21 protein-coding genes and 3 tRNA genes are annotated in these 23537 nt (G+C 69.0%); 6 read left to right on the top strand and 18 right to left on the bottom strand.

Annotated features, from left to right (window positions below; all coding sequences use genetic code 11):
• Positions 1–9: 9 nt before the first annotated feature.
• The 9 genes from bamA to rpsB all read right to left on the bottom strand — a co-directional run bounded on the left by bamA (position 10) and on the right by rpsB (position 9706).
• Positions 10–2313 (bottom strand): outer membrane protein assembly factor BamA, encoded by a 2304-nt coding sequence (gene bamA, locus NFT33_RS03430; RefSeq protein ID WP_251673169.1) that lies wholly within the window; start codon positions 2311–2313, stop codon positions 10–12.
• A 4-nt stretch (positions 2314–2317) separates the two neighbouring features.
• The gene (gene rseP, locus NFT33_RS03425; RefSeq protein WP_251673167.1) at positions 2318–3682 is read right to left on the bottom strand and encodes an RIP metalloprotease RseP; all 1365 of its coding nucleotides are present in this window, start codon (positions 3680–3682) and stop codon (positions 2318–2320) included.
• Between the two features lie 6 nt (positions 3683–3688).
• The gene (gene ispC, locus NFT33_RS03420; RefSeq protein ID WP_251673165.1) at positions 3689–4915 is read right to left on the bottom strand and encodes a 1-deoxy-D-xylulose-5-phosphate reductoisomerase; all 1227 of its coding nucleotides are present in this window, start codon (positions 4913–4915) and stop codon (positions 3689–3691) included.
• Positions 4912–5748 carry a phosphatidate cytidylyltransferase gene (locus tag NFT33_RS03415; protein WP_251673163.1) on the bottom strand — a complete coding sequence of 279 codons (837 nt, stop codon included), beginning with the start codon at positions 5746–5748 and terminating at the stop codon, positions 4912–4914. Before NFT33_RS03415 ends, ispC begins: the two co-directional genes overlap by 4 nt.
• Positions 5749–5791: 43 nt before the next feature.
• Positions 5792–6556 (bottom strand): polyprenyl diphosphate synthase, encoded by a 765-nt coding sequence (gene uppS, locus NFT33_RS03410; RefSeq protein WP_220785321.1) that lies wholly within the window; start codon positions 6554–6556, stop codon positions 5792–5794.
• A 4-nt stretch (positions 6557–6560) separates the two neighbouring features.
• On the bottom strand, positions 6561–7121 hold the full coding sequence (gene frr / locus NFT33_RS03405) for a ribosome recycling factor (RefSeq protein WP_037477755.1): 561 nt from the start codon (positions 7119–7121) through the stop codon (positions 6561–6563).
• 49 nt (positions 7122–7170) lie between these two features.
• Positions 7171–7881: a UMP kinase gene (pyrH, locus tag NFT33_RS03400; protein WP_037477757.1), complete on the bottom strand. Its 711-nt coding sequence runs from the start codon at positions 7879–7881 to the stop codon at positions 7171–7173.
• 103 nt (positions 7882–7984) lie between these two features.
• The gene (tsf, locus tag NFT33_RS03395; protein WP_149503256.1) at positions 7985–8884 is read right to left on the bottom strand and encodes a translation elongation factor Ts; all 900 of its coding nucleotides are present in this window, start codon (positions 8882–8884) and stop codon (positions 7985–7987) included.
• 78 nt (positions 8885–8962) lie between these two features.
• A complete protein-coding gene (rpsB, locus tag NFT33_RS03390) occupies positions 8963–9706 on the bottom strand; it encodes a 30S ribosomal protein S2 (RefSeq protein WP_149503255.1) in 744 nt (247 codons plus the stop codon).
• 215 nt (positions 9707–9921) lie between these two features.
• Between rpsB and NFT33_RS03385 the strand changes: the two genes are divergently transcribed.
• The 3 genes from NFT33_RS03385 to NFT33_RS03375 are packed head-to-tail and all read left to right on the top strand — an operon-like array spanning position 9922 to position 13393.
• Positions 9922–11268, top strand: coding sequence for an amidase (locus tag NFT33_RS03385; protein ID WP_251673161.1), 1347 nt, complete (start codon positions 9922–9924; stop codon positions 11266–11268).
• Positions 11265–11780 (top strand): PIN domain-containing protein, encoded by a 516-nt coding sequence (locus NFT33_RS03380; protein ID WP_251673159.1) that lies wholly within the window; start codon positions 11265–11267, stop codon positions 11778–11780. The genes NFT33_RS03385 and NFT33_RS03380 overlap by 4 nt, the downstream gene beginning before the upstream one ends.
• The gene (locus NFT33_RS03375) at positions 11777–13393 is read left to right on the top strand and encodes an NAD(P)H-hydrate dehydratase (RefSeq protein ID WP_251673157.1); all 1617 of its coding nucleotides are present in this window, start codon (positions 11777–11779) and stop codon (positions 13391–13393) included. Before NFT33_RS03380 ends, NFT33_RS03375 begins: the two co-directional genes overlap by 4 nt.
• 27 nt (positions 13394–13420) lie before the next feature.
• Here the strand turns inward: NFT33_RS03375 and rnr are convergent, their stop codons facing one another.
• A complete protein-coding gene (rnr, locus tag NFT33_RS03370; protein ID WP_251673155.1) occupies positions 13421–15682 on the bottom strand; it encodes a ribonuclease R in 2262 nt (753 codons plus the stop codon).
• 109 nt (positions 15683–15791) lie between these two features.
• Here rnr and NFT33_RS03365 point away from each other — a divergent pair.
• The 3 genes from NFT33_RS03365 to NFT33_RS03355 all read left to right on the top strand — a co-directional run bounded on the left by NFT33_RS03365 (position 15792) and on the right by NFT33_RS03355 (position 16182).
• A tRNA-Leu gene (locus NFT33_RS03365) sits at positions 15792–15876 on the top strand.
• 83 nt (positions 15877–15959) lie between these two features.
• Positions 15960–16044: transfer RNA gene (locus NFT33_RS03360), tRNA-Leu, on the top strand.
• 53 nt (positions 16045–16097) lie between these two features.
• Positions 16098–16182: transfer RNA gene (locus NFT33_RS03355), tRNA-Leu, on the top strand.
• Positions 16183–16324: 142 nt separating this feature from the next.
• Here the strand turns inward: NFT33_RS03355 and NFT33_RS03350 are convergent.
• From NFT33_RS03350 to hfq, 8 genes are all read right to left on the bottom strand, one after another.
• Positions 16325–16846 (bottom strand): phosphoribosyltransferase, encoded by a 522-nt coding sequence (locus NFT33_RS03350; protein ID WP_149503250.1) that lies wholly within the window; start codon positions 16844–16846, stop codon positions 16325–16327.
• Between the two features lie 13 nt (positions 16847–16859).
• Positions 16860–18209 carry an adenylosuccinate synthase gene (locus NFT33_RS03345; RefSeq protein ID WP_251673153.1) on the bottom strand — a complete coding sequence of 450 codons (1350 nt, stop codon included), beginning with the start codon at positions 18207–18209 and terminating at the stop codon, positions 16860–16862.
• 52 nt (positions 18210–18261) lie between these two features.
• Positions 18262–19425 (bottom strand): ATP phosphoribosyltransferase regulatory subunit, encoded by a 1164-nt coding sequence (locus tag NFT33_RS03340; protein ID WP_220785310.1) that lies wholly within the window; start codon positions 19423–19425, stop codon positions 18262–18264.
• Positions 19426–19527: 102 nt separating this feature from the next.
• The gene (locus NFT33_RS03335) at positions 19528–19716 is read right to left on the bottom strand and encodes a DUF2065 domain-containing protein (RefSeq protein ID WP_037481384.1); all 189 of its coding nucleotides are present in this window, start codon (positions 19714–19716) and stop codon (positions 19528–19530) included.
• A 7-nt stretch (positions 19717–19723) separates the two neighbouring features.
• Positions 19724–20602 carry a protease modulator HflC gene (gene hflC, locus NFT33_RS03330; RefSeq protein ID WP_220785308.1) on the bottom strand — a complete coding sequence of 293 codons (879 nt, stop codon included), beginning with the start codon at positions 20600–20602 and terminating at the stop codon, positions 19724–19726.
• A 39-nt stretch (positions 20603–20641) separates the two neighbouring features.
• Positions 20642–21961: an FtsH protease activity modulator HflK gene (gene hflK, locus NFT33_RS03325; RefSeq protein WP_246607023.1), complete on the bottom strand. Its 1320-nt coding sequence runs from the start codon at positions 21959–21961 to the stop codon at positions 20642–20644.
• 20 nt (positions 21962–21981) lie between these two features.
• The gene (gene hflX, locus NFT33_RS03320; RefSeq protein WP_251673151.1) at positions 21982–23220 is read right to left on the bottom strand and encodes a GTPase HflX; all 1239 of its coding nucleotides are present in this window, start codon (positions 23218–23220) and stop codon (positions 21982–21984) included.
• Between the two features lie 46 nt (positions 23221–23266).
• Entirely contained in the window at positions 23267–23509 is a 243-nt protein-coding gene (hfq, locus tag NFT33_RS03315; RefSeq protein ID WP_037481379.1) for an RNA chaperone Hfq, read from the bottom strand.
• Positions 23510–23537 lie beyond the last annotated feature (28 nt).

Genomic DNA, 23537 nt, shown 5'->3' with positions numbered 1-23537 from the left:
AATTCATCATCAGAATGCGGTACCGATCTGGAACTGGAAGCGCTGGATTCTATCCTGCGGAAACTTCCGCACCGGCTGGCCCCAGCTGAGCTTGAGCGGGCCGACCGGCGAGATCCACGACAGGCCGAGGCCGGCCGACGCGCGGAACGAGGCCAGCGTCGGCGTCTCGTCCTCGCCCCAGACATTGCCGGCGTCGAAGTAGCCGAAGATCCGCAGCGTGCGATCGTTGCCGACGCCGGGGAAGGGAAAATACAGCTCGCCGTTGAGGTTGACGCGCTGGGTGCCGCCCAGATAGGCGCCGGTCACGTCGACCGGGCCGAGCGAGTTCTGGTCGAAGGCGCGCACCGTGCCCAGGCCGCCGCCGTAGAAGCTCTTGAACACCGGATAGTCGCGCCCGCCCAGGCCCTTGGCATAGCCAAGCTCGGCGTTCAGGCCCAGCGTCAGCTTCTTGCTCAGCGGGAAGTACTGCTGGATCTGGTAGTTGTTGCGCAGGTAGCGGGTGTCGCCGAAGGCGGCCCACTCGATGTTGACCCGCTGGTAGCGGCCCTCGTTGGGCACCAGCGCGCTGTCGCGGCCGTCGCGCTGCCAGCCCAGCGTCAGCGGATAGGAGGTGCTGGAGCGGCCGTAGGTGGCGCGATAGCGGTAGAAGGCCTCCGGCAGCGCGGTGGCCGAGCGCATCGTGGTGCGCTCCGCGCCGATGCCGAAGAACACCGTGTCGTAGTCGGAGAACGGCACGCCGAAGCGCACCGAGGCGCCCGGCGTCACCAGCTCGTAGGACTCGCCCTGGCTGTTGACCGGCTTGTTGGTGCGGTAGTAGACGTCGAGCGAGCGCGAGATGCCGTCGCGGGTGAAGTAGGGATCGACGCTGGACAGCACCAGGGTGCGCGAGGACTTGCTGGTGTTGAGCTCCACGCCCAGATAGTTGCCCGAGCCGAAGACATTGTCCTGCTTGATCGAGCCGCTCAGCGACAGCTTGTCGGCGCTGGAGAAGTTCGCGCCGACCATCAGGCTGCCAGTGGGCTTTTCCTTGACGTTGATCGTCAGGTCGACCTGGTCGGCGGTGCCGGGCACCTCCTGCGTCTCGATGTCGACCTCGCTGAAGTAGCCCAGGCGGTCGACCCGGTCGCGCGAGAGCTTGATGCGCTGGCCGTCATACCAGGCGGACTCGAACTGGCGGAACTCGCGCCGGATGACCTCGTCGCGGGTCTTGGTGTTGCCCGAGACGTTGATGCGGCGCACATAGACGCGCCGGCCCGGATCGGCATTGAGCTGGACCTCGACCCGACCGGTGTCGCGATCGATGCGCGGCACCAGCTCGACCCGCGCGAAGGCATGGCCGAACAGGCCGAAGCGGTCCGAGAAGGCCTTCTGGGTGGCGGCGACCTCCTCGGCCTTGTAGGGCTCGCCCGGCCGGATCGACACCAGCGAGCGGAACTCCTCGTCCTTGCCCAGATAGTCGCCCGAGAGCTTGACCCCGGTGACGATGTAGCGCCGGCCCTCGCGGATGTTGATGGTGATCGAGATGTCCTGCTTGTCCGGCGAGATCGCGACCTGGGTCGAGTCGACGTTGAACTCGAGGTAGCCGCGGTTCAGGTACCAGGCGCGCAGGGTCTCCAGGTCGGCATTGAGCTTGGCCCGCGAGTAGCGGTCGCTCTTGGTGTACCAGGTCATCATGCCGCCGGTGGTCAGGTCGAGCTGACCGAGCAGCGTGCTCTCGGAGAAGGCCTCGTTGCCGGTGATGCGGATCTCGCGGATGCGCGCCACGCCGCCCTCGGACACCGCGAAGGTCACGTTGACCCGGTTGCGGTCGACCGGGGTGATGGTGGTGACCACCTCGGCGCCGTAGAGGCTGCGGGTCAGGTACTGGCGCTTGAGCTCCTGCTCGGCGCGGTCGGCCAGCGCCTTGTCGAAGGGCTGGCCCTCGCCGACGCCGATGTCCTTGAGCGCCTTGATCAGCGTGTCGCGATCGAACTCGCTGGTGCCGGTGAAGTCGACCTTGCCGATGACCGAGCGCTCCTCGACGACGACGACCGCGACCTGGCCCTCGATCTCGATGCGCACGTCCTTGAACAGGCCGGTGGCGAACAGCGCACGCAGGGCGGCCGCGCCCTTCTCGTCGCTGTAGGTGTCGCCGACGCGGAAAGGCAGCGACGCGAACACCGTGCCCGCCTCGGTGCGCTGCAGGCCCTCGACGCGGATGTCCTTCAGCGTGAAGGGCGTCACCGCCAGGGCCGGCAGCGAGGCTGCGGCCACCATCAGCGCGACGGCGCAGGCTCGGGGAGAGGAAACGGGGAGGAAGGCGGGTACGCGCATGCGGTCAGTGCAGGCCCAGGTAGCGGGCCACGTCGTTGTACAGGGCGAGCGACATCATCAGCAGGATCACCATCAGGCCCCCGCGCTGCAGCCGCGCGATCCACACCTCGGGGATCGGGCGGCCGATGGCACCCTCGATCAGATAATACAGGAGGTGCCCGCCGTCGAGCATGGGCAGCGGCAGCAGGTTCAGGACCCCGAGACTGACGCTGACCACCGCCAGGAAGCCCAGGTAATAGGCCAGCCCCAGCTCGGCCGACTGGCCGGCATAGTCGGCGATCGTCAGCGGACCGCTCAGGTTCTTCAGCGAGGCGTCGCCGGTGATCATGCGACCGAACATGGTCAGCGACATCGTCGCCATGTCCCAGGTGCGCTCGACGCCGCGCAGCAGGCCGTCGACCAGGTCGAGCCGCACCAGGTCGGTCTGCGGCCGGGCACCGACCACCGCCTCGATGCGGCCGAAGGACTGGCCGCGCTCCTCGGCCCGGGCCGGCTGCACCGTCAGCTCGAGGCGTCGGCCATCGCGCTCGACCCACCACTGCTGGGGCGCGGGCTCGCCGCGGCTGCCGGATTCGCGGATCAGCGCACGCAGCGCGGCCGCATCGACGATCTCCTGCGCATCGACGCGCAGCACCCGGTCGCCCGGCCTCAGCCCGGCCCGCTCGGCCGGGCCGGCAGGCACCAGCTCGCCGATGACCGGCTCGGAATAGGCCGCACCGATGCCGATGCGCCGGGCCAGCGCGGCATCGGCCTCGCCGGCCTCCAGTCCGGCCAGCGGCAGCAGGCGCTCATGACGGCCGCTGCCGTCGGCGCGGGTCAGCTCCAGACGCAGGTCGCGGCCGTCGAGCGCGGCTCGGGTGGCCTGCCAGCGCAGGTCGATCAGCGAATCCACCTCCTGCCACTCGCCGCTGCCTTCGACGGACCAGCGCCGGGCCCAGTCGCCGGCCTGCAGTCCGGCCTGCGCGGCCACGCTGCCGGAGGGCGGCGTACCCAGCACCGCGCGCGGCTCCTGGGTGCCGATCCACGACGAGGCCGCATACAGCAGCACCGCCAGCACCAGATTGGCCAGCGGTCCGGCCGCGACGATGGCGGCGCGCTGGCGCAGCGACTTGCGGTTGAAGGCGCGGTCGAGCTCATGCGGCGCCACCGGCCCTTCCCGCTCGTCGAGCATGCGCACATAGCCGCCCAGCGGCAGCCAGCTCAGCGCCCACTCGGTCTCGCCGATGCGACGCGTCCAGATCGTCTTGCCGAAGCCGATCGAGAAGCGCAGGACCTTCACGCCGCACGCACGCGCCACCCGGTAGTGGCCCCATTCATGGACGACGATCAGCACGCCGAGCGTGACGAGAAAGGCGATCAGGGTGTTCATGCGAGTTCAGACGCCCAGACGGGCGACGAGTTCAGTCGCATGGCGGCGGGCCTGCGCATCCAGCGCGAGCAGACCTTCGAGCGAACCGGCCGCTCCGGCGGGAATCGACAGCGACTCCAGCGTGCCGGCATTGACCGCAGGGATGCGGTCGAAGCGCAGCCGCCCGGCCAGGAAGGCCTCGACCGCGATCTCGTTGGCGGCATTGAGCACCGCGGTGCTGCCGGGCGCGGCCTCCAGCGCCGCCCAGGCCAGCTGCAGGCCGGGGAATCGCGCCGCGTCAGCCTCCTCGAAGGTCAGCGCCTTCAGCGCCAGGAAGTCGAGCAGCTCGGCACCGGACTCGATGCGCTCCGGCCAGGACAGGCCGTAGGCGATCGGGACACGCATGTCGGGCGTGCCCAGCTGCGCCAGCACCGAGCGGTCGCGACAGACCACCATCGAGTGGATGATGCTCTGCGGGTGGATCACCACCCTCACCTGCCGCGGCTGGAGGTCGAAGAGCCAGCGCGCCTCGATCACCTCGAGCGCCTTGTTCATCATCGTGGCCGAGTCGACCGAGATCTTGCGGCCCATGACCCAGTTCGGATGCGCGCAGGCCTGCTCGGGCGTGACCTCGCGCAGGCTCGCCGGATCGCGCTGGCGGAACGGACCGCCCGAGGCGGTCAGCACGATGTGGTCGATGCGCTGGCCCCAGGTGCTGCGGTCCTCGGGCAGGCACTGGAAGATCGCCGAATGCTCGCTGTCGATCGGCAGCAGCGTGGCGCCGCCCGCGCGCACCGCGTCCATGAAGAGCTGGCCGCCGACGACCAGCGCCTCCTTGTTGGCCAGCAGCAGCCGCTTGCCCGCCTGCGCCGCCGCCAGACACGGCGGCAGGCCGGCCGCGCCGACGATGGCCGCCATCACGCTGTCGACCTCCGGGTGCGCCGCCACCTGCTCGAGCGCGGCCGCGCCGGTCAGCACCTCGGTGGACAGACCCTCGGCGCGCAGGCGCTCGGAGAGCGCGCGGCCCAGCTCGGCCGTGGGCATCACCGCGAAGCGCGGGCGCCAGCGCGCGCACTGCGCCGCCAGCTCGTCGACACGGCTGTGCGCGCTCAGCGCGAAGACCTCGTAGCGGTCGGGATGACGGGCCAGCACGTCGAGCGTGTTCGTGCCGATCGAGCCGGTCGAGCCGAGCACGGTGACGCGGTGGCGCGGTGCGCCCGCCGGAGCAGCCGGAGCGTTCAGGGATGCGGTCATGCGGAGATCAGGGCAAGCGCCAGCGGACACACCGGCAGCAGGGCATCGATGCGGTCGAGCACGCCGCCGTGGCCAGGCAGCAGCGCACTGCTGTCCTTGGCGCCGGCACTGCGCTTGACCAGGGATTCGAACAGGTCGCCGACCACGCTCAGCGCGGCCAGGAACAGGCAGGAGACGATCAGGCCCAGCGGGCCGCCACGCTGCAGCAGCAGCGTGTACAGGCTCGGCCCGTCGGCCAGACCCTGACGGTCGAAGGCGATCCAGGCCAGCGCCAGCGCCAGCACGCCGGCCATGCCGCCCCAGACGCCCTCCCAGCTCTTGCCGGGACTGATGGCGGGCGCAAGCTTGCGCCGGCCGAAGGCGCGGCCGCTGAAATAGGCGGCGATGTCGGCCATCCAGACCAGGCAGAAGACCGACAGCAGGAAGTTCAGGCCACGCGCGCGCCCCTCGGCGATCGCCAGCCAGGCCAGCCACAGCAGCAGCACGCCACCGGCCAGGCGCAGCAGCGACGGCGCCTGCGGCCAGGCGGCGACCCCCCGGCGCAGCACCCAGGCGCCGCCCAGCACCCAGAGCAGCAGCGCCAGCTGCCAGAGCACGCCGGGACTGTGGCCGATCCAGCCGATCTGCCACATCGCGGCCGAACCGGCCGCCACCACCACACCACCGGCCAGCGCCGGGACGCCGGGCGCGCCGTTGAGACGGAACCACTCCCAGCCGGCCGCGGCGATCATCACCAGGGTCAGCAGCGCGAAGGGCCATGGAGCCTGCGCAAACAGCGCCGGGAGAAGCACCAGCAGCATGAGGACTGCGGTGATGATGCGCTGCTTGAGCATGCGGAAAGCGACAGTGTCGGAGGGTCGGGACTGGCGCCAGGACTCAGGCGTCGGGGGCCAGCGTGATCTTCTCGCCGGAGGCGGAGATGTCGGTCTTCACCCCGCCGTAGCGGCGATCGCGCGAGGCGAAGGCCGCGATGGCGCGGTCGATCTCGCGCTCGTCGAAGTCCGGCCAGAGGCAGTCGGTGAAATGGAACTCCGAGTAGGCGATCTGCCAGAGCAGGAAGTTCGAGATGCGCACCTCGCCGCCGGTGCGGATGAACAGGTCCGGATCGGGCGCATAGGCCATCGCCATGTGGCGCGACAGCAGCGCCTCGTCGACCTGATCGGCCTGCACGCCGGAGGCCACCGCCTGGCGCACCGCCTGCACGATGTCCCAGCGGCCGCCGTAGTTGAAGGCCACCGACAGCGTGATGCGGGTGTTGGCCTCGGTGCTGCGCTCGGCATGCTCCCAGGCCGCGCGCACCTTCTCCGACACCGCGGCCCGGTCGCCGATGATGCGGATGCGCACCCCCAGGTCGGACAGCCGCGTCAGGTAGGTCGCCACCGCGGTCAACACCAGGTTCATCAGGCCGGAGACCTCCTCGTCGGGGCGCTTCCAGTTCTCCGACGAGAAGGCAAAGACCGTCAGGTACTCGACGCCGCGGTCGGCACAGGCGTTGATCGCGCGGATCAGCGAGTCGACCCCGTACTTGTGGCCGACGATGCGCGGCATGAAGCGCTTGTTGGCCCAGCGGCCGTTGCCATCCATGACGATGGCGATGTGCCGCGGCACGGCCGGCTTCGCGGACTTCGGGGCTGCAGCCATCGCGTCAGACCGCCATGACCTCGGCTTCCTTGGCCTGGACCAGCTTGTCGATCTCGGCGATCGTGCGGTCGGTCAGCTTCTGGATGTCGTCGTTGGAGCGGCGCTCGTCGTCTTCGGAGATCAGCTTGTCCTTCAGCAGCTTCTTGGCCTGGTCGTTGGCATCGCGGCGCAGATTGCGCACCGCCACGCGGGCGTCTTCGCCGGCGTTGCGCACCACCTTGGTCAGCTCCTTGCGGCGCTCCTCGGTCAGCGCGGGCAGCGGCACGCGGATCAGGTCGCCCAGCGAGGACGGGTTCAGGCCCAGATCGGACTCGCGGATCGCCTTCTCGATCTTGGCGCCCATGCCCTTTTCCCAGGGCTGCACGCTGATGGTGCGCGCGTCGATCAGCGAGACGTTGGCGACCTGGCTGATCGGCAGCATCGAGCCGTAGTACTCGACCTGCACCTGGTCCAGGATGCCCGGGTGGGCGCGGCCGGTGCGGATCTTCTGCAGTTCGTTCTTGAAGGCCTCGATGGACTTGGCCATCTTGGCATCGGCGTTCTTCTTGATGTCGGCAATGCTCATCGTTTTGCTCCTGAGACTCTGGACGGCGGACCCGGATGGCGGCCCAGGATCAGACGTGGACCAGGGTGCCCTCGTCCTCGCCCAGCACCACCCGCTTCAGGGCGCCCGGCTTGAAGATCGAGAAGACCTTGATCGGCAGCTTCTGGTCGCGGCACAGCGCGAACGCGGTCGCGTCCAGCACGGCCAGGTTGCGGCCGATCGCCTCGTCGAAGGTCAGGGTCGCGTAGCGGGTCGCCGTCGGATCCTTCTTCGGATCGGCGGTGTAGACGCCGTCGACCTTGGTCGCCTTCAGCATGATCTGCGCGCCGATCTCGGCGCCGCGCAGCGCGGCGGCCGTGTCGGTGGTGAAGAAGGGGTTGCCGGTGCCGCCGGCGAAGACGACCACCTTGCCTTCTTCGAGGTATTGCAGCGCCTTCGGGCGCACATAGGGCTCGACCACCTGGTCGATGCTCAGCGCCGACATGACGCGCGCGGTCATGCCTTCCTGGCGCATCGTGTCGGCCAGCGCGAGCGAGTTCATCACGGTGGCGAGCATGCCCATGTAGTCGGCGGTGGCGCGGTCCATGCCCACCGCACCGCCGGCCACGCCGCGGAAGATGTTTCCGCCGCCGATCACCACCGCCACCTCGCATCCGAGCGCCGTCACTTCCTGCACCTCGCGCACCATGCGCACGATGGTCGCGCGATTGATGCCATAGGCGTCATCGCCCATCAGGGCCTCGCCGGAGAGCTTCAGAAGGATGCGTTTGTATGCGGGCATGCAGTGACCTCGATATAAGCGGAAAAAACGATCTCGCGAGTTTAGGCCAGCCGAGACGCGGGACGCCATCGCACCACGCGCCTCGACCGGAGTCAGGCCGGAATCAGGCCGACTTGCTGGCAGCGGCGACCTGCGCGGCCACTTCGGCGGCGAAGTCGTCCTGCTTCTTCTCGATGCCTTCGCCGACGACGAACATTGTGAAGCCGGCCAGCGAGGTGCCGGCGCTCTTCAGGTAGGCACCCACGGTCTGCTTGCCGTCGGCAGCCTTCACGAAGACCTGGTCCAGCAGCGAGACTTCCTTCAGGAACTTCTGCACCGAGCCTTCGACCATCTTGGCGACGATCTCGGCCGGCTTGCCCGACTCGGCGGCCTTCTCGGCAGCGATCTTGCGCTCCTTCTCGACCAGCTCGGCCGAGACTTCGGCCGACGACAGCGCCGCCGGCTTCATCGCGGCGATGTGCATCGCGGCGTCCTTGGCGGCGACGGCGTCACCGGTGTACTCGACGATCACGCCGATGCGCACGCCGTGCAGGTAGTGGGCCAGCGCGCCGCCGCCCTCGTAGCGCTTGAAGCGGCGGATCGACATGTTCTCGCCGATCTTGCCGATCAGACCCTTGCGCACGTCCTCGACCGTCGGGCCGAAGTCTTCCATCGCCAGCGGCAGGGCCGACAGCGCGGCCACGTCGGCCGGGTTGTGCTCGGCCACCAGGTTGGCGCACGACTGCACGAAGGACAGGAAGATCTCGTTCTTCGAGACGAAGTCGGTCTCGCAGTTGACTTCCACCATCGCGCCGGTCGAGCCGTTGACGGCCGCGGCGATGACGCCTTCGGCGGTCACGCGCGAGGCGGCCTTGCCGGCCTTGTTGCCCAGCTTGACGCGCAGGATCTCTTCCGCGCGGACGATGTCGCCGTCGGCTTCGGTCAGGGCCTTCTTGCACTCCATCATCGGCGCGTCGGTCTTCGCGCGCAGATCGGCAACCATCTTGGCGGTAATCGCAGCCATTGAAACTCTCCTAAACCTGAAACTTGAACCTGAAAAAAAGGGGCTGAATCAGCCCCTTGCAAGCCGAGTCGCGGGGACTCAGGCGGCGTCGCTGACCTCGACGAATTCGTCGGCGCCGGCGACGGCCTCGACGACTTCGTTGACGGCGTTGTTCTTGCCTTCCAGGACGGCGTCAGCCATCACGCGGGCATACAGCGCCACGGCCTTGGCCGAGTCGTCGTTGCCGGGGATGACATAGTCGATGCCGTCCGGGTTGTGGTTGGTGTCGACCACGCCGATGACCGGGATGCCCAGCTTCTTGGCTTCGGCGATGGCGATCTTGTGGAAGCCCACGTCGATCACGAACAGCGCGTCAGGCAGAGCAGCCATGTCCTGGATGCCACCGATGTCCTTTTCCAGCTTGGCCAGCTCGCGCTGGAACAGCAGGCCTTCCTTCTTGTTCATCGACTCCAGGCCGGCCTCGACCTGGGCCTGCATGTCCTTGAGCTTCTTCAGCGAACCCTTGACGGTCTTGAAGTTGGTCAGCATGCCGCCCAGCCAGCGCTGGTCGACGAAGGGCATGCCGGCGCGGGCAGCTTCCTCGGCGACGATCTCGCGCGCCTGGCGCTTGGTGCCGACGAACAGGATGGTGCCGCGCTTGGCCGCCAGCTGGCGAGCGAACTTGGTGGCTTCCTCGAAGAGCGGAACCGTCTTCTCGAGGTTGATGATGTGGATCTTGTTGCGATGGCCGAAGATGTACGGAGCCATCTTCGGGTTCCAGAAACGGGTCTGGTGGCCGAAGTGGACGCCTGCTTCGAGCATGTCGCGCATCGTGAAGGACATGAGATCACTCCTGAAAGGTTGGATCTAGAATCCGACTCGGATCGCAGGCGAGAGACGCACCGCACGGGCGCAGCTCGCTGCAACACCTTCAGCCAGTCGGATCCGGGATTGATTCATCCGTCCCGAACACCGGGGTCGGCTCCCGGCGCACCACGCGTCGGGAAGACGCCGCGACTCGACGCGGCACCGGACAAACCCCGAGAGTATAGCAAGCCTTGCACACCCCCGACCTGCACACGCTGCGCAAGCAGCTCGACGAAGGCAGCACCGATGCCCTGACGCTGCTCGACCAGGCCCTGGCCGCGGCCCGCTCGCCGCGCTGCGCACACGCCTTCGTCTCGATCGACGAACAGGGCGCCCGCACCGCGGCCGCGGCGCCCGCAGGCGCACTCGCCGGGTTGCCGGTCAGCGTCAAGGACCTCTACGACATCGCCGGCCAGGTGACGAGCGCCGGATCGGTCGTGCTGGCGGACCAGCCTCCGGCCCCGGTGGACGCTCCGGCCGTCGCCCGGCTGCGCGCGGCCGGCGCCGCGCTGATCGGCCGCACGCAGATGACCGAGTTCGCCTTCTCCGGCGTCGGCATCAACCCGCACCACGGCACGCCGGCCAACGTGGCGATGGCCGTGCTCGATCCGGCCGCGCCGGCCGGCGTGCCCGGCGGCTCGAGCTCGGGCGGCGCGGTCTCGGTGGCCGCAGGCGCGGCGGTGGCGGCGCTGGGCAGCGACACCGGCGGCTCGATCCGCATCCCGGCGGCGCTGCACGGCCTGGTCGGCTTCAAGAACACCCAGGCACTGACACCCGCCGCGGGCAGCATCCCGCTGGCGCCCAGCCTCGACACCGTCTGCGCGATCACCCGCAGCGTGCGCGACGCGGTGCTGCTGCACGAGATCCTCGCCGCCCGCATCGTGCGCCTGGACGCGGTGCCGCTGGCCGCGCGACGGCTCGCGGTGGTGCGCACGCTGATGCTCGACGCGCTGGAGACGCCGGTCGCCGCGGCCTTCGAGCGTGCGCTGCAGACGATCGCGCAGGCCGGCGCGCAGATCGAGTTCATCGACCTGCCGCTGCTCGACGAGCTGCCGCGCCTGACCCAGGACGGCGGCCTGCCCGCCGCCGAGAGCTGGGCCTGGCACCGCGAGCTGCTGGCGCGCAACGGCGCGCGCTACGACCCGCGGGTGGCCGCGCGCATCCGCCGCGGCGCGGCGATCACGCCCGAGGCGCTGGCCGCGCTGCACGCCGCGCGCGCCGACTGGATCGGCCGCATGTCGGCCGCGCTGGCCGGCTTCGACGCGGTGCTGTCGCCGACGGTGCCGATGACCCCGCCGCCGCTGGCCCCGCTGCTGGCTGACGATGCCGCCTTCTTCGAGGTCAACGCGCGGCTGCTGCGCAACCCCTCGGTGGTCAACCTGCTCGACGGCTGCGCGATCAGCCTGCCCTGCCACGCGCCGGGCACCGCGCCCGTGGGCCTGATGGCCTGGAGCCTGGGCGGACGCGACGACCGGCTGCTGTCGCTGGCGCTGCAGCTCGAGGCCGCGCTGAAGCCTGCCCGGGAGAGCGCACGATGAGCGCCGCGACGCCCGAGGCAGCCGAAGCGACCGAAGCGGTCGACGTCATCCTCGACACCAATGTCGTGCTCGACTGGCTGGTCTTCCAGCACGCCAGCGGGCTGGCGATCGGCGAGGCGGTCGAGGCCGGGCGGCTGCGCTGGATCGTCAGCCCGGCGATGCAGGAGGAGCTGACCGACGTGCTCGGCCGGCTGCTGCACCTGCCCACGCTGATGCGCTGGGCCGAGCGGCACGCGCCGGCCAGCCGCGAGGTCGCTCGGCTGGCGCAGCCGGTCAGCGCGCCGGGCCCGCTGCCCCACCCGCAGCGCCTGCGCTGCACCGATCCCGACGACCAGTGCTTCATCGACCTGGCGGTGTCGCGGCGCACGCGCTGGCTGATCACCCGCGACCATGCGCTGCGACGGCTGGCCCGACGCGCGCGCGCCTTCGGCGTCGCGGTGGTCACGCCGGAAGGCTGGGCCGCCACGCAAGCCAGCAGCGCTCCTTGGCCCCATCCGCATCCCCTGCCATGACTGCATCGACCGCCCGCGCTCTGCCCGTCCTGCCTGCGGACCACCGGCCGGTGCGGCTGCGCGAATGGCTGGATCGCCAGCCCGGCCCTTGGCCGCTGCATGACGCGGCCGCCTCGCGCACGCTGGATGCGCTGGCGGCCGAGGCGCTGCCGGCGCACGCGCTGATGCAGCGCGCCGGCCGGGCGGTGGCGCGGCTGGCGATGGCGCTGGCGCCGCACGCGCACCGCATCCATGTGCTGGCCGGCCACGGCAACAACGGCGGCGACGGCTTCGAGGCAGCGCTGCATCTGCACCGCGCCGGCCGCGAGGTGCGGCTGCATGTGATCGGCCGCGACAGCGACGACGGACGCGCCCAGGCCTGGCCGCCGGATGCCGCCGCCTCGCGCCGGCAGGCCGAGCTCGGCGGCGTGGCCATCGTCGCCGGGCTGGCGCCGCAGGCGCTCGACGGCGCCGACCTGGTGATCGACGCGCTGCTCGGCCGCGGCCTGGCGCGCCCGGCCAGCGGTCCGGTGGCCGACGCGATCCGGCTGTGCAACGGCTCGGGCGTGCCGGTGCTGGCGGTCGACCTGCCCTCGGGCCTGCCTGGCGACACCGGTGCGCTCGAGGTCGGCGCTGCCTGCGTGCAGGCGCGCTGGACGCTGGCGCTGCTGTCGCTGGCACCGGGCCTGCTGACCGCACACGGCCGCGACCAGGCCGGCGAGATCTGGTGGGACGACCTCGGCGTGCAGCTCGCGCACCCGGACTTTCCTGCTCCGGCAGCCTGGCTGCAAGGCGCGACCGGGCTGCAGGCGCTGTGGCCGGCACGGCGTCATGCGCAGCACAAGGGCAGCTTCGGCGACGTGCGCATTCTCGGCGGCGCCGGCTCGATGGGCGGCGCCGCGCTGCTGGCCGGGCGCGCGGCGCTGGGGGCCGGCGCCGGTCGTGTCTGGGTCGACCTGCTCGACGAGCACGCGCCGCGCCTGGACCCGGTGCATCCGGAACTGATGTTCGCGCCGACCCCGGCGGACGAGCGCCTGGCCTCAAGCACCGTGGTGGCCGGCTGCGGCGGCGGCGAGGCGGTGGCCGCGCGACTGGCGCCGCTGCTGGCGCAGGCCGGGCGGCTGCTGCTCGATGCCGACGCGCTCAACGCGCTGGCGGCTGATCCGCGACTGATGCAGGCGCTGCGCCAGCGCGGCGCCCAGGGCCGACCGACGCTGCTGACGCCGCATCCGCTGGAGGCCGCGCGCCTGCTCGGCTGCAGCACCGCCGAGGTGCAGGCCGACCGGCTGCGCGCGGTGCACGAGCTGGCCGACCGCAGCGGCGCGGTGGTGGTACTGAAGGGCTCGGGCACGCTGATCGGCCGGCCTGAACCACATCACGCGCCCTGGATCAACGCCAGCGGCCATGCCGCGCTGGCCACGCCCGGCAGCGGCGATGTGCTGGCCGGCTGGATCGCCGGCCTGTGGAGCCAGATCGCCGGAGAGCGCGTGACAGGCGACTCATCCGCATGGGATGCAGCCGAGCTGGCAGCCCGCCGCGGCGTCTGGCTGCATGGCCGCCGCGCCGAGCGCCTGGCACCAGACGGCCAGGCGCTGGTGGCCAGCCGCATCGTGCCTGACGGGTGGGACGGCTGAAGCCGTCGTCGCCCGCCTCGGCCTGAATCAGCGCCGGCGCTTGGCCGCGCTGTTCTTGGTGGCGGTCTTGCCTGCGGACTTGGCCGTGCGCTTGGCGGCCTTGCGCGAAGGCCGCGCGCTGTTGGTGCGGTCACGCTCGCGTGATGCGGCGCGGCGCACCGCACGATCGGCCTCGGTCACCGACTGCAGCTCGTCCTGCGCCCGGGCCGGTGCGCGCTCGCGCCCGCCCTTGCCGGCCGGTGCGGCCGGCGGCAGCGCCGGCGCCAGCGGATCGCGCACCAGGCGGAAGTCGATGCGCCGCCCGTCCAGATCGACCCGGCTGACCTGCACCCGGATGCGCACGCCCACCGCATAGCGCACGCCGGTGCGCTCGCCGCGCAGTTCCTGGCGGACTTCGTCGTAGCGGAAATACTCGCCGCCCAGCTCGGTGATGTGCACCAGGCCCTCGACATAGAGCTCGTCGAGCTGCACGAACAGGCCGAAGCTGGTCGCCGCGCTGACGGTGCCGGAATACTCCTCGCCGAGGCGGTCGCGCATGAACTTGCACTTCAGCCAGGCCTCGACATCGCGCGAGGCCTCGTCGGCGCGGCGCTCGTTGGCGCTGCAGTGTGCGCCAGCCGCCTCCCAGACCTCCAGATCGCGCGGCGCGATGCCCTCCATCCGGGGCATCGGCTTGGCGGAGGCGCCACCGGGACGCCGGCGCAGCGGCTGCGCCGCCCCGGGAATCGAGGACTTCACCACCAGCGCGTACTTGCGCTTGCCCAGGATGGCCTTGATCACCCGGTGCACCAGCAGGTCCGGATAGCGCCGGATCGGGCTGGTGAAGTGGGTGTAGGCGTCATAGGCCAGACCGAAGTGGCCGCTGTTGATCGGCGTGTAGATCGCCTGCTGCATCGAGCGCAGCAGCATCGCGTGGATCTGCGCCGCATCCGGCCGGTCGCGGGTCTGCTGCGCCAGCGCCTGCAGCTCGGCCGGCTTGGGCTCGTCGCTGACCGACAGGTTGAGGCCCAGGCTGCGCAGATAGGCCTGCAGCGCCACCCGCTTCTCGGGCGTCGGCCCCTCGTGGACGCGGTACAGCGACGGATGCTTGCCCGCCTGGATGAAGTCGGCGGCGCAGACATTGGCCGCCAGCATCGCCTCCTCGATCAGCCGATGCGCCTCGGTGCGCACCCGCGGCACGATCTTCTCGATGCGGCCGTTGTCGTCGCAGACGATCTGCGTCTCGGTGGTCTCGAAGTCGATCGCGCCGCGCGTGCCGCGCTGCCTGAGCAGCACGCGGTAGACCTCGTGCAGGTGCAGCAGATGCGGCACCAGATCGGCGCGGCGCTGCGCCTCCGGACCACGGGTATTCGACAGCACCGCAGCCACCTCGGTGTAGGTCAGCCGCGCATGCGAGCAGATCACCGCCGGATAGAACTGGTAGGCAGCGACCTCGCCGGTGACATCGACCAGCATGTCGCAGACCATCGAGAGCCGGTTCTGCTCGGGATTGAGCGAGCACAGGCCGTTGGAGAGCTTCTCCGGCAGCATCGGAATGACGCGGCGCGGGAAGTAGACCGAGGTCGCGCGCTCATAGGCATCGTCATCGAGCGGGTCGCCCGGCTTGACATAGTGGCTGACGTCGGCGATGGCCACCACCAGCCGCCAGCCCTTGCGCCGCCCGACCTTGGCCGGCTCGCAGTAGACCGCATCGTCGAAGTCGCGCGCGTCCTCGCCGTCGATCGTCACCAGCGGCACGTCGGTCAGGTTGATGCGCTGCTTCATGTCGACCGCACGCACCCGGTCGGGCAGCTTGCCGGTCTGCGCCAGCGTCTCGGGCGAAAAACGGTGCGGTACCTCGTACTTGCGCACCGCGATCTCGATCTCCATGCCGGGATCGTCGATGTCGCCCAGCACCTCGGTGATGCGCCCGACCGGCTGGGAGTGCAGCGAGGGCGGCTCGGTCAGCTCGACCGCGACCACCTGGCCGGCCTCGGCCTTCGCGGTGGCGTTCTTCGGGATCAGGATGTCCTGACCATAGCGCTTGTCCTCCGGCGCGACGATCCAGACGCCGTTCTCCAGCAGCAGCCGGCCGATGATCGGCGCGCGCCGCCGCTCCAGGATCTCCAGCACCCGCCCTTCCGGGCGGCCCTTGCGGTCGTAGCGCACGATGCGCACCCGGACCCGATCGCGATGCAGCACCGCCCTCATTTCCTGCGGTGCCAGATAGATGTCGGCTTCGCCGCCCTCCACCACCACGAAGCCGTGACCGTCACGGTGACCCTGCACCGTGCCTTCCACTTCACTCATCAGCGTGCTGTTCAACGAAATTCCTTCTCAAACACTTGCGGATCGAATTTTTCTCATGCTACACTGGCGTTCTTCGCTGATCGAAACAAAATTTCGAAGCAGCGCAAAAGCCCAGGTGGCGGAATTGGTAGACGCACTAGTTTCAGGTACTAGCGGGTAACTCCGTGGAGGTTCGAGTCCTCTCCTGGGCACCACCAACGAATCCAGCATACGCCAGATTCGGCAACTTGCACAGACCTTTGAAATCCCGGTCTGTGTTCGTATTCAGGATTTCAAGGCCCAGGTGGCGGAATTGGTAGACGCACTAGTTTCAGGTACTAGCGGGTAACTCCGTGGAGGTTCGAGTCCTCTCCTGGGCACCATCTTGCGATGATCTTCGAGATCCGGATCATCGTTCGTAGTCAAGGATTTCAAGGCCCAGGTGGCGGAATTGGTAGACGCACTAGTTTCAGGTACTAGCGGGTAACTCCGTGGAGGTTCGAGTCCTCTCCTGGGCACCAGACAGACGAAAAAGCCGGCTTCACGCCGGCTTTTTCCATTGGCGCGCATGTCACAAGAATCGCTGCCGACACCATGAAAAAGGCCCGCTCACCTCTCGGTGAGCGGGCCTTTGCATTCGCATTCGGCCGGAGAATCAGGCCATCAGACGCTGGTCTTGCGCAGCAGGCCGTCCGGGCGCAGCGAATCGTATTCCTCGAAGGGCTGATGAATCCACGGACTGGTGGGCAGCATCTCGACGAAATAGTCCGGCGTGTAGCAGGACACGCCCTTGACCCACAGCACCGCCGAGCGCAGTTCACGGATCGAGGGCATGCCGCGCAGGCGCTCGACCACTGCCTGAAGCGTCACGCCGGAGTCGGCCAGATCATCGACCAGCAGGACACGCCCCGCCAGCTCGCCCTTGGGCATGGTGATGTACTTGGCCATGTCCAGACGACCCTGGATCGTGCCGGCCTCGGCGCGATAGGAACTGGTGGCCATGATGGCCAGCGGCTTGTCGAACACGCGCGACATCACGTCGCCCGGGCGCAGGCCGCCGCGGGCCAGACACAGGATCTGGTCGAACTCCCAGCCGGACTCGTGGACCTGGATGGCCAGTCGTTCGATCAGCTGGTGATACTCGTCCCAGGAAACATAGAGGTGCTTGCCGTCATCAGTCAGCATGGGAACTCCTTGATCAACCCTTGTACGGGTGGCGCAGCAGGATGGTGTGGTCACGGTCAGGCCCGGTCGAAACCATGTCGATCGGCGCACCGATGAATTCCTGAACCCGTTCGAGATAACGGCGAGCATTCAAGGGCAAGGCATCCCACGAAGTCACGCCGAACGTGGTTTCCGTCCAGCCGGGGAAGGTCTCGTAGACCGGAACGCAGTTGACGATCTCGTCGGCATCCAGCGGCAGGATGTCGACCTTCTCGCCGTGCAGCTCGTAGCCGGTGCACATGCGGATCTCCGACAGGCCGTCGAGCACGTCGAGCTTGGTCAGGCACAGGCCGGAGATGCCGTTGATCAGGATCGAGCGCTTCAGCGCGGCCGCATCCAGCCAGCCGCAGCGGCGAGCCCGGCCGGTGACGGTGCCACGCTCCTGACCGACGGTCGACAGGTGGTGGCCGACGGTGCCGGGCGTGTCCCAGTCCAGCTCGGTCGGGAACGGGCCCGAACCGACACGGGTGGTGTAGGCCTTGGTGATGCCCAGGATGTAGTTCAGCATGCCCGGACCGACGCCCGAGCCCGCGGCGGCGTTGCCGGCAACGCAGTTGCTCGAGGTGACATACGGATAGGTGCCGTGGTCGACGTCGAGCAGCGTGCCCTGCGCGCCCTCGAACAGGATCGAGCCGCCGGCGCGATTGGCCTGGTCGATCAGCACGCCCACATCGGCCATCATCGGCTTGAGCTGCTCGGCCAGCTTCATCGCGTGGTCGAAGATCGGCTGGAACTCGAGCGCCTCGCTCTTCAGGTAGCCGGTCAGCGCGAAGTTGTGCAGGTCGAGCAGGTCGCGCAGCTTCTTGGCGAAGCGGTGCGGGTGCTTCAGGTCCTGCACGCGCAGCGCGCGGCGGGCGACCTTGTCCTCGTAGGCCGGGCCGATGCCCTTGCCGGTGGTGCCGATCTTGCCGGCACCCGAGTTCTCGCGCAGCGCCTCGCGCGCCTTGTCGACCGCGACATGGAAAGGCAGGATCAGCGGGCAGGACTCGCTGATGAACAGGCGCGAGCGCACATCCAGGCCCGCGGCCTCCAGGCGCTCGATCTCGGACAGCAGATGGGTCGGATCGACCACGACGCCGTTGCCGATGAAGCACGGCACACCCTCGCGCATGATGCCCGACGGGATGATCTGCAGCGCGGTCTTCTTGCCGTTGATCACCAGCGTGTGGCCGGCGTTGTGGCCGCCCTGGAAGCGAACGACGCCGGCGGCATGGTCGGTCAGCCAGTCGACGACCTTGCCCTTGCCTTCGTCACCCCATTGCGTGCCGACGACGACGACATTGCGACCGCGCGTTCCGGCGGACGCAGCACTGCGTGTATCCATCTCAAGTATCCGTTCGAAAGGAAAGAGGGTCAGGCGGGAAGCACGGCGACGCTCAGCGCGCCCGGACCACCCATTGTCCGAGCACATCGACCAGCTCGCGGTCGCACTCGAATTCATCGGCCTCATGCTCGTGGCCGGGAAGAAGACAGACCACCGACTCGCCGCTGTCGCGCAGTCGGCGGATCGCGGCGCGCAGCGCAGGATCCTCGCCCCAGGGCGCCAGGATCGCCGCGCGGCGGCCGTCGACATGGCCGTGACCGACCACCGTCTTCAGATCCAGGCTGAAGCCGACGGCAGGACGGCTGCGACCGAAGATCGCGCCGACATCGTCATAGCGGCCGCCGCGCACCAGCGCGCCGGCGCTGCCGGCGGCGTAGACGGCGAAGCGGCTGCCGCTGTAGTAGTCGTAGCCGGCCAGATCGGCCAGATCGAAGCCGACGCTCAGTTCCGGATAGGCACGACGCAGATGGCTGGCCAGCCACTGCAGGTCGTCTAGCGCGGCCGTCACCTGCGGCAGCGCCGGCAGGCGCTCGCGCGCCAGCGCCAGCACCTCGTCACCACCGTAGAGCGCCGGCAGCAGCCGCAGCGCGTCGCGCACCTGCGGCGGCAGCGCCGCGGTCAGCGCGTCGACGGCGGCCTGATCCTTCGCGGCCAGCGCCGCCTCCAGCGCTTCCGCGTCGATCGCCTTGGGCGGCAGACCGTCGAGCAGGCCGGTGAGCAGGCGCGCATCGGCCAGGTCCATCACCAGCCCCGGCACGCCAGCGCGCTGCAGGCACTCGATCGCCAGCTCCTGCACCTCCAGGTCAGCCTCGAGACCGGCATGGCCGTAGATCTCGGCACCGAACTGCAGCGGCTCGCGGGTGCTGCCCGGCGCGGCCGGCAGCGTGTGCAGAACCGGACCGCAGTAGCACAGACGGGTCAGGCCGGCGCGGTTGAGCAGATGCGCGTCGATCCGGGCGACCTGCGGCGTGGTGTCGGCCCGCACGCCCAGCGTGCGGCCGCTGAGCTGGTCGACCAGCTTGAAGGTGCGCAGATCGAGCGCCCGGCCGGTGCCGCTGAGCAGCGACTCCAGATGCTCGAGCATCGGCGGCATGACCAGCTCGCAGCCATGCGCACGCGCCGCGTCCAGCAGGATGCGACGCAGTTCCTCGATGCGCCGCGCCTCGTGGGGCAGGACGTCGGCAATGTGCTCGGGCAGCAGCCAAGCAGAAGACATAGCGGTGGGGGAAGGACTAAAAACGTGATTCTACCGGCCTGCGCGCGGCAGCACGAGATCGCCGACCCGCCCGCGGGTCGGTGTCGGCATGATGACAACGGCTCAGCCGGCCAGGAAAGCCAGCATCAGCAGTCCGCAGACGATGCTGATCAGGCCCACGAAGCGGATCTGGCCGTCCTGCATCTTCAGCAGTTCCTCGAAGACGCGGCGCCATTGCACCGGGCTGGCGAAGGGCAGCAGCCCCTCGACGATCAGCACCAGCGCCAGCGCGGTCAGCAGCGACTCGCCCACGCGTGCGTCACTTCGCGCTGCCGGAGCCGCCGCGCATCACGCGGAAGAAGTCGCTCGAGGGATCGACCACCATCACGTCCGTCTTGTTGCGGAAGCTCGCGCGGTAGGCCTCGAGGCTGCGATAGAAGTTCGCGAACTGCGGATCACGGCCGAAGGACTCGGCATAGATCGACGAGGCCTCGGCATCGCCCAGGCCCTTGACCTTCTGCGCCTCGCGGTAGGCCTCGGCCAGGATGACCTCGCGCTGGCGGTCGGCATCGGCGCGGATCTTCTCGCCATCGGCCGCACCTTGCGAGCGCAGCTCGTTGGCCACCCGCTTGCGCTCGGACTCCATGCGGCGATAGACCGACTCGGTCACCGTGGAGGCGAAGTCGACCCGCTTGATGCGCACGTCGACCACCTCGATGCCGAAGTTCTTCGCGTCGTCCTGCAGCCGCTTCATCACGCCCTGCATCACCTTGTCGCGCTCGCTCGAGAGCATCGTGCCCACGGTGCGCTTGGTGACTTCCTCGTTGAGCGCCGCCTGCACGATCGGGCTCAGCCGCACCTCGGCATTGCGCAGATCGACGCCGGTGTTGCGGATGAACTGGCGTGCATCGGTGACGCGCCACTTGATCAGCCAGTCGATCACCAGGCTCTGCTTCTCGGCGGTGAAGATCGGGCGGGTCTCGGGGCTGTCGAGGGTCTGGGTACGACGGTCGATGAACTTGACGTTCTGCAGCGGCGGGGGCAGCTTGAACTTGAGCCCCGGCTCGGTGATCACTTCCTTGATCTCGCCGAGCGCATAGACGACCGCGTAGTTGCGCTGGTCGACCACGAACAGCGTCGACGATCCCACCATCAGCGCCAGCATCGCGCCGACACCCATCAGTCCGATTCGATTCATGTTCTTGCCTGTTCCTGGGGCCTGTGCCTGCGAATCGACTCAGCGACTGTCACGATCGCGACCGCGCTGGCCATCACGGGAACGGATGTCCCCTCCCGCCGCGCCTGCGGACGGCTCCGTCTGCGCCGCAGAAGCCGGCGCCTGAGGAGCCGGCACCGGCGCGTTGGCCGCCGACTGCTGCATCAGCCGATCGAGCGGCAGATAGAGCAGATTGCTGCCACTGCGCGAGTCGACCATGACCTTGCTGACATTGGAGTAGACCTGCGACATCGTGTCGATGTAGAGCCGGTCGCGGGTGACCGCGGGGGCCTTCTGGTATTCGGCCAGCACGCTGCGGAAGCGCTCGCTGTCACCGATGGCCTGGGCCACCACCCGTGCGCGGTAGGCCTCGGACTCCTCCATCAGGCGTGCGGCGGTGCCACGCGCCTTCGGAATGATGTCGTTGGCATAGGCCTGGCCTTCGTTCTTCAGACGCTCGCGATCGGCGCCGGCCTTGACCGCATCGTCGAAGGCGGCCTGGACCTGCTCGGGCGCCTGCACGCTCTGCACATTGACGTTCGTCACCAGGATGCCCGCCTTGAGCCGGTCGAGCTGGGACTGGATCGACTTGACCAGATCGACCGCGATCGCGTCGCGCTGCTCGTAGAGCACCGAGTTCATCGTGCTGCGGCCGACGATCTCGCGCACCGCGCTCTCGGCGGCATGCACCACCGCTTCCTCGACATTGCGGTTCTCGAACAGGAAATCCTTGGCCTGCTTCAGCCGCCACTGCACGGTGAAGCGGATGTCGACGATGTTCTCGTCCTGCGTCAGCATCGAGGAGTCGCGCAGGCCGGTGGTCTGCACCACCGCATTGCGGCCGATCTCGGTCGAGCGGGTCTGGGTGACGCTGACCGTCTCGTGCGACTGGAACGGTCCGGGCAGCCGATACTGGATGCCTGCCTCGACGGTCCGGCTGAACTTGCCGAAGGTCAGGATGACCGCCTGCTCGCCTTCCTGCACGATGAAGAAGCCACTGCCCAGCCAGAGCACCGCCGCCACGCCGGCGATCAGGCCGCCGCCGATGCCGACCGCCCGCCCCTCCGAGGGGTCAGGCTGACCGGAAGGCGTCGGCGAGCCCGGGCCGCCCTTGCCACCGAAAAGACCGCCGAGCTTCTGGTTGAAGTCGCGCCACAGCTCGTCGAGATCGGGCGGACCGTCATTGCGTCCGGAGTTGTTCAGGACGGTGACGCCTGCCGGGCCATGCCCCCGGCGTGTCAGCTGCCTGACGGCACCGGCCACCAGATGAAGGGCTGCACCAGCCACATCGGCCAGGCGGGACGAGACGATGCGCTCACCCATCGGTTTCGTGTTGTTCATGTCCGGAATTACAACATGGCTCACGCCGCATCCGGCGCGGGTTGAAAATGATCCTCCGGGTCGGAGCGCCAATCCGGGGCAATGGTTCCGTCGCGATCGAAACGGGGATCATGTTCGGCGGGCGGGCTCGGCTCGTCCGCCTCGAGAACGATCGCAGCCAGACGCTCGCGCAGCTGCGCGAGCCCCTCGCCGCTGCGGGCGCTGACATGCAGCCGCTCGATGCTGCGGCCCGGCTCGATCTCGAACCGGTCGACCATCACGCGCGGCCGCGCATCGTCCTCGAGCGCGTCGAGCTTGTTGAACACCAGCATCTGGCGGATGCCCGCGGCATCGATCTCCTGCAGCACCCGCATCACCTCCTCGATCTGCTCGAGGCGGTTCGGGCTGGCGGCATCGACCACATGCAGCAGCAGGTCGGCATCGGCCGCTTCCTGCAGCGTGGCCTGGAAGGCCTCGACCAGACCGTGCGGCAGATCGCGGATGAAGCCGACGGTGTCCGACAGCGAGACGCTGCAGCCGGCGTCCTCGAGGTAGAGCTGGCGCACGGTGGTATCGAGCGTGGCGAAGAGCTGATCGGCCGCATAGCTGCGCGCCTTGACCATCGCGTTGAACAGCGTGCTCTTGCCGGCATTGGTGTAGCCGACCAGCGAGATGCGGAAGGTGCCGCGGCGCTCGCGGGCACGGCGCTGGGTGCCGCGCTGGCGCTTGACCTTGGCCAGGCGCTCCTTGACCGACTTGATGCGGGTGTCGATCATGCGCCGGTCGAGTTCGATCTGCGTCTCGCCGGGGCCGCCGCGCAGGCCGTGGCCGCCCTTCTGCCGCTCCAGGTGCGACCAGCGGCGCACCAGCCGGGTGGCCAGATACTGCAGCTTGGCCAGTTCGACCTGCAGCTTGCCTTCATGGCTGCGCGCACGCGCGGCGAAGATGTCCAGGATCAGCCCGGTGCGGTCGAGAACCTCGACGCCGAGCACGCGTTCGAGATTGCGCTGCTGCGCGGGCCCCAGGGCCTGGTCGAAGATCACGCACTGCGCGCGGTGCTCGAGCACCGTCAGGCGGATCTCCTCGGCCTTGCCGGAGCCGACGAACAGGGCTGGATCCGGCGACTTGCGGCGGGCAATGATGCGGGCGACCGGGAGGTCGCCCGCGGATTCGGCCAGCAGGGCCAGCTCGTCCAGGGAAGGATCGAAGGAAGACCCGGGGCCGAGATCCACCCCGACCAGAACAGCGCGTGGAGGCGCGAGAGAAGCCGTTTCAGTCAAGATGGACGAGAAAGTGCCTTGAGGGCGATTGCTGGGGAATCAGGGGTCAGTGCGGCTCGGGAGACTCTGCCGCGTGGAAGTTCACCGGACGGCCCGGCACGACGGTGGAGATCGCGTGCTTGTAGACCATCTGGGTCACGGTATTGCGCAGCAGCACCACATACTGGTCGAAGGACTCGATGTGGCCCTGCAGCTTGATGCCGTTGACCAGATAGATCGAGACCGGAACATGCTCCTTGCGCAGGAGGTTCAGGAAGGGGTCTTGTAGCAGTTGCCCTTTGTTGCTCACGATATGCTCCGTGTTGGAAAAGTGGAGT

Origin of the sequence: Sphaerotilus sp. FB-3, from assembly GCF_023706025.1 — a bacterium.
In the GTDB taxonomy this organism is placed as follows: domain Bacteria; phylum Pseudomonadota; class Gammaproteobacteria; order Burkholderiales; family Burkholderiaceae_C; genus Sphaerotilus; species Sphaerotilus sulfidivorans.
The sequence above is the reverse complement of the archived record's forward strand: the minus strand, read 5'-3'. Positions and strand labels throughout refer to the sequence as shown.

Excerpts from the sequence above, each read along its gene's own strand:
- rseP (WP_251673167.1), bottom strand. The coding sequence starts at position 3,682 with ATGAACACCCTGATCGCCTTTCTCGTCACGCTCGGCGTGCTGATCGTC.
- NFT33_RS03345 (WP_251673153.1), bottom strand. The coding sequence starts at position 18,209 with ATGGATACACGCAGTGCTGCGTCCGCCGGAACGCGCGGTCGCAATGTC.
- frr (WP_037477755.1), bottom strand. The coding sequence starts at position 7,121 with ATGAGCATTGCCGACATCAAGAAGAACGCCGATGCCAAGATGGCCAAG.
- uppS (WP_220785321.1), bottom strand. The coding sequence starts at position 6,556 with ATGGCTGCAGCCCCGAAGTCCGCGAAGCCGGCCGTGCCGCGGCACATC.
- NFT33_RS03340 (WP_220785310.1), bottom strand. The coding sequence starts at position 19,425 with ATGTCTTCTGCTTGGCTGCTGCCCGAGCACATTGCCGACGTCCTGCCC.
- NFT33_RS03375 (WP_251673157.1), top strand. The coding sequence starts at position 11,777 with ATGACTGCATCGACCGCCCGCGCTCTGCCCGTCCTGCCTGCGGACCAC.
- NFT33_RS03350 (WP_149503250.1), bottom strand. The coding sequence starts at position 16,846 with ATGCTGACTGATGACGGCAAGCACCTCTATGTTTCCTGGGACGAGTAT.
- bamA (WP_251673169.1), bottom strand. The coding sequence starts at position 2,313 with ATGCGCGTACCCGCCTTCCTCCCCGTTTCCTCTCCCCGAGCCTGCGCC.
- ispC (WP_251673165.1), bottom strand. The coding sequence starts at position 4,915 with ATGACCGCATCCCTGAACGCTCCGGCTGCTCCGGCGGGCGCACCGCGC.
- hflK (WP_246607023.1), bottom strand. The coding sequence starts at position 21,961 with ATGAACAACACGAAACCGATGGGTGAGCGCATCGTCTCGTCCCGCCTG.
- NFT33_RS03415 (WP_251673163.1), bottom strand. The coding sequence starts at position 5,748 with ATGCTCAAGCAGCGCATCATCACCGCAGTCCTCATGCTGCTGGTGCTT.
- pyrH (WP_037477757.1), bottom strand. The coding sequence starts at position 7,881 with ATGCCCGCATACAAACGCATCCTTCTGAAGCTCTCCGGCGAGGCCCTG.
- rpsB (WP_149503255.1), bottom strand. The coding sequence starts at position 9,706 with ATGTCCTTCACGATGCGCGACATGCTCGAAGCAGGCGTCCACTTCGGC.
- tsf (WP_149503256.1), bottom strand. The coding sequence starts at position 8,884 with ATGGCTGCGATTACCGCCAAGATGGTTGCCGATCTGCGCGCGAAGACC.
- rnr (WP_251673155.1), bottom strand. The coding sequence starts at position 15,682 with ATGAGTGAAGTGGAAGGCACGGTGCAGGGTCACCGTGACGGTCACGGC.
- hflC (WP_220785308.1), bottom strand. The coding sequence starts at position 20,602 with ATGAATCGAATCGGACTGATGGGTGTCGGCGCGATGCTGGCGCTGATG.
- NFT33_RS03380 (WP_251673159.1), top strand. The coding sequence starts at position 11,265 with ATGAGCGCCGCGACGCCCGAGGCAGCCGAAGCGACCGAAGCGGTCGAC.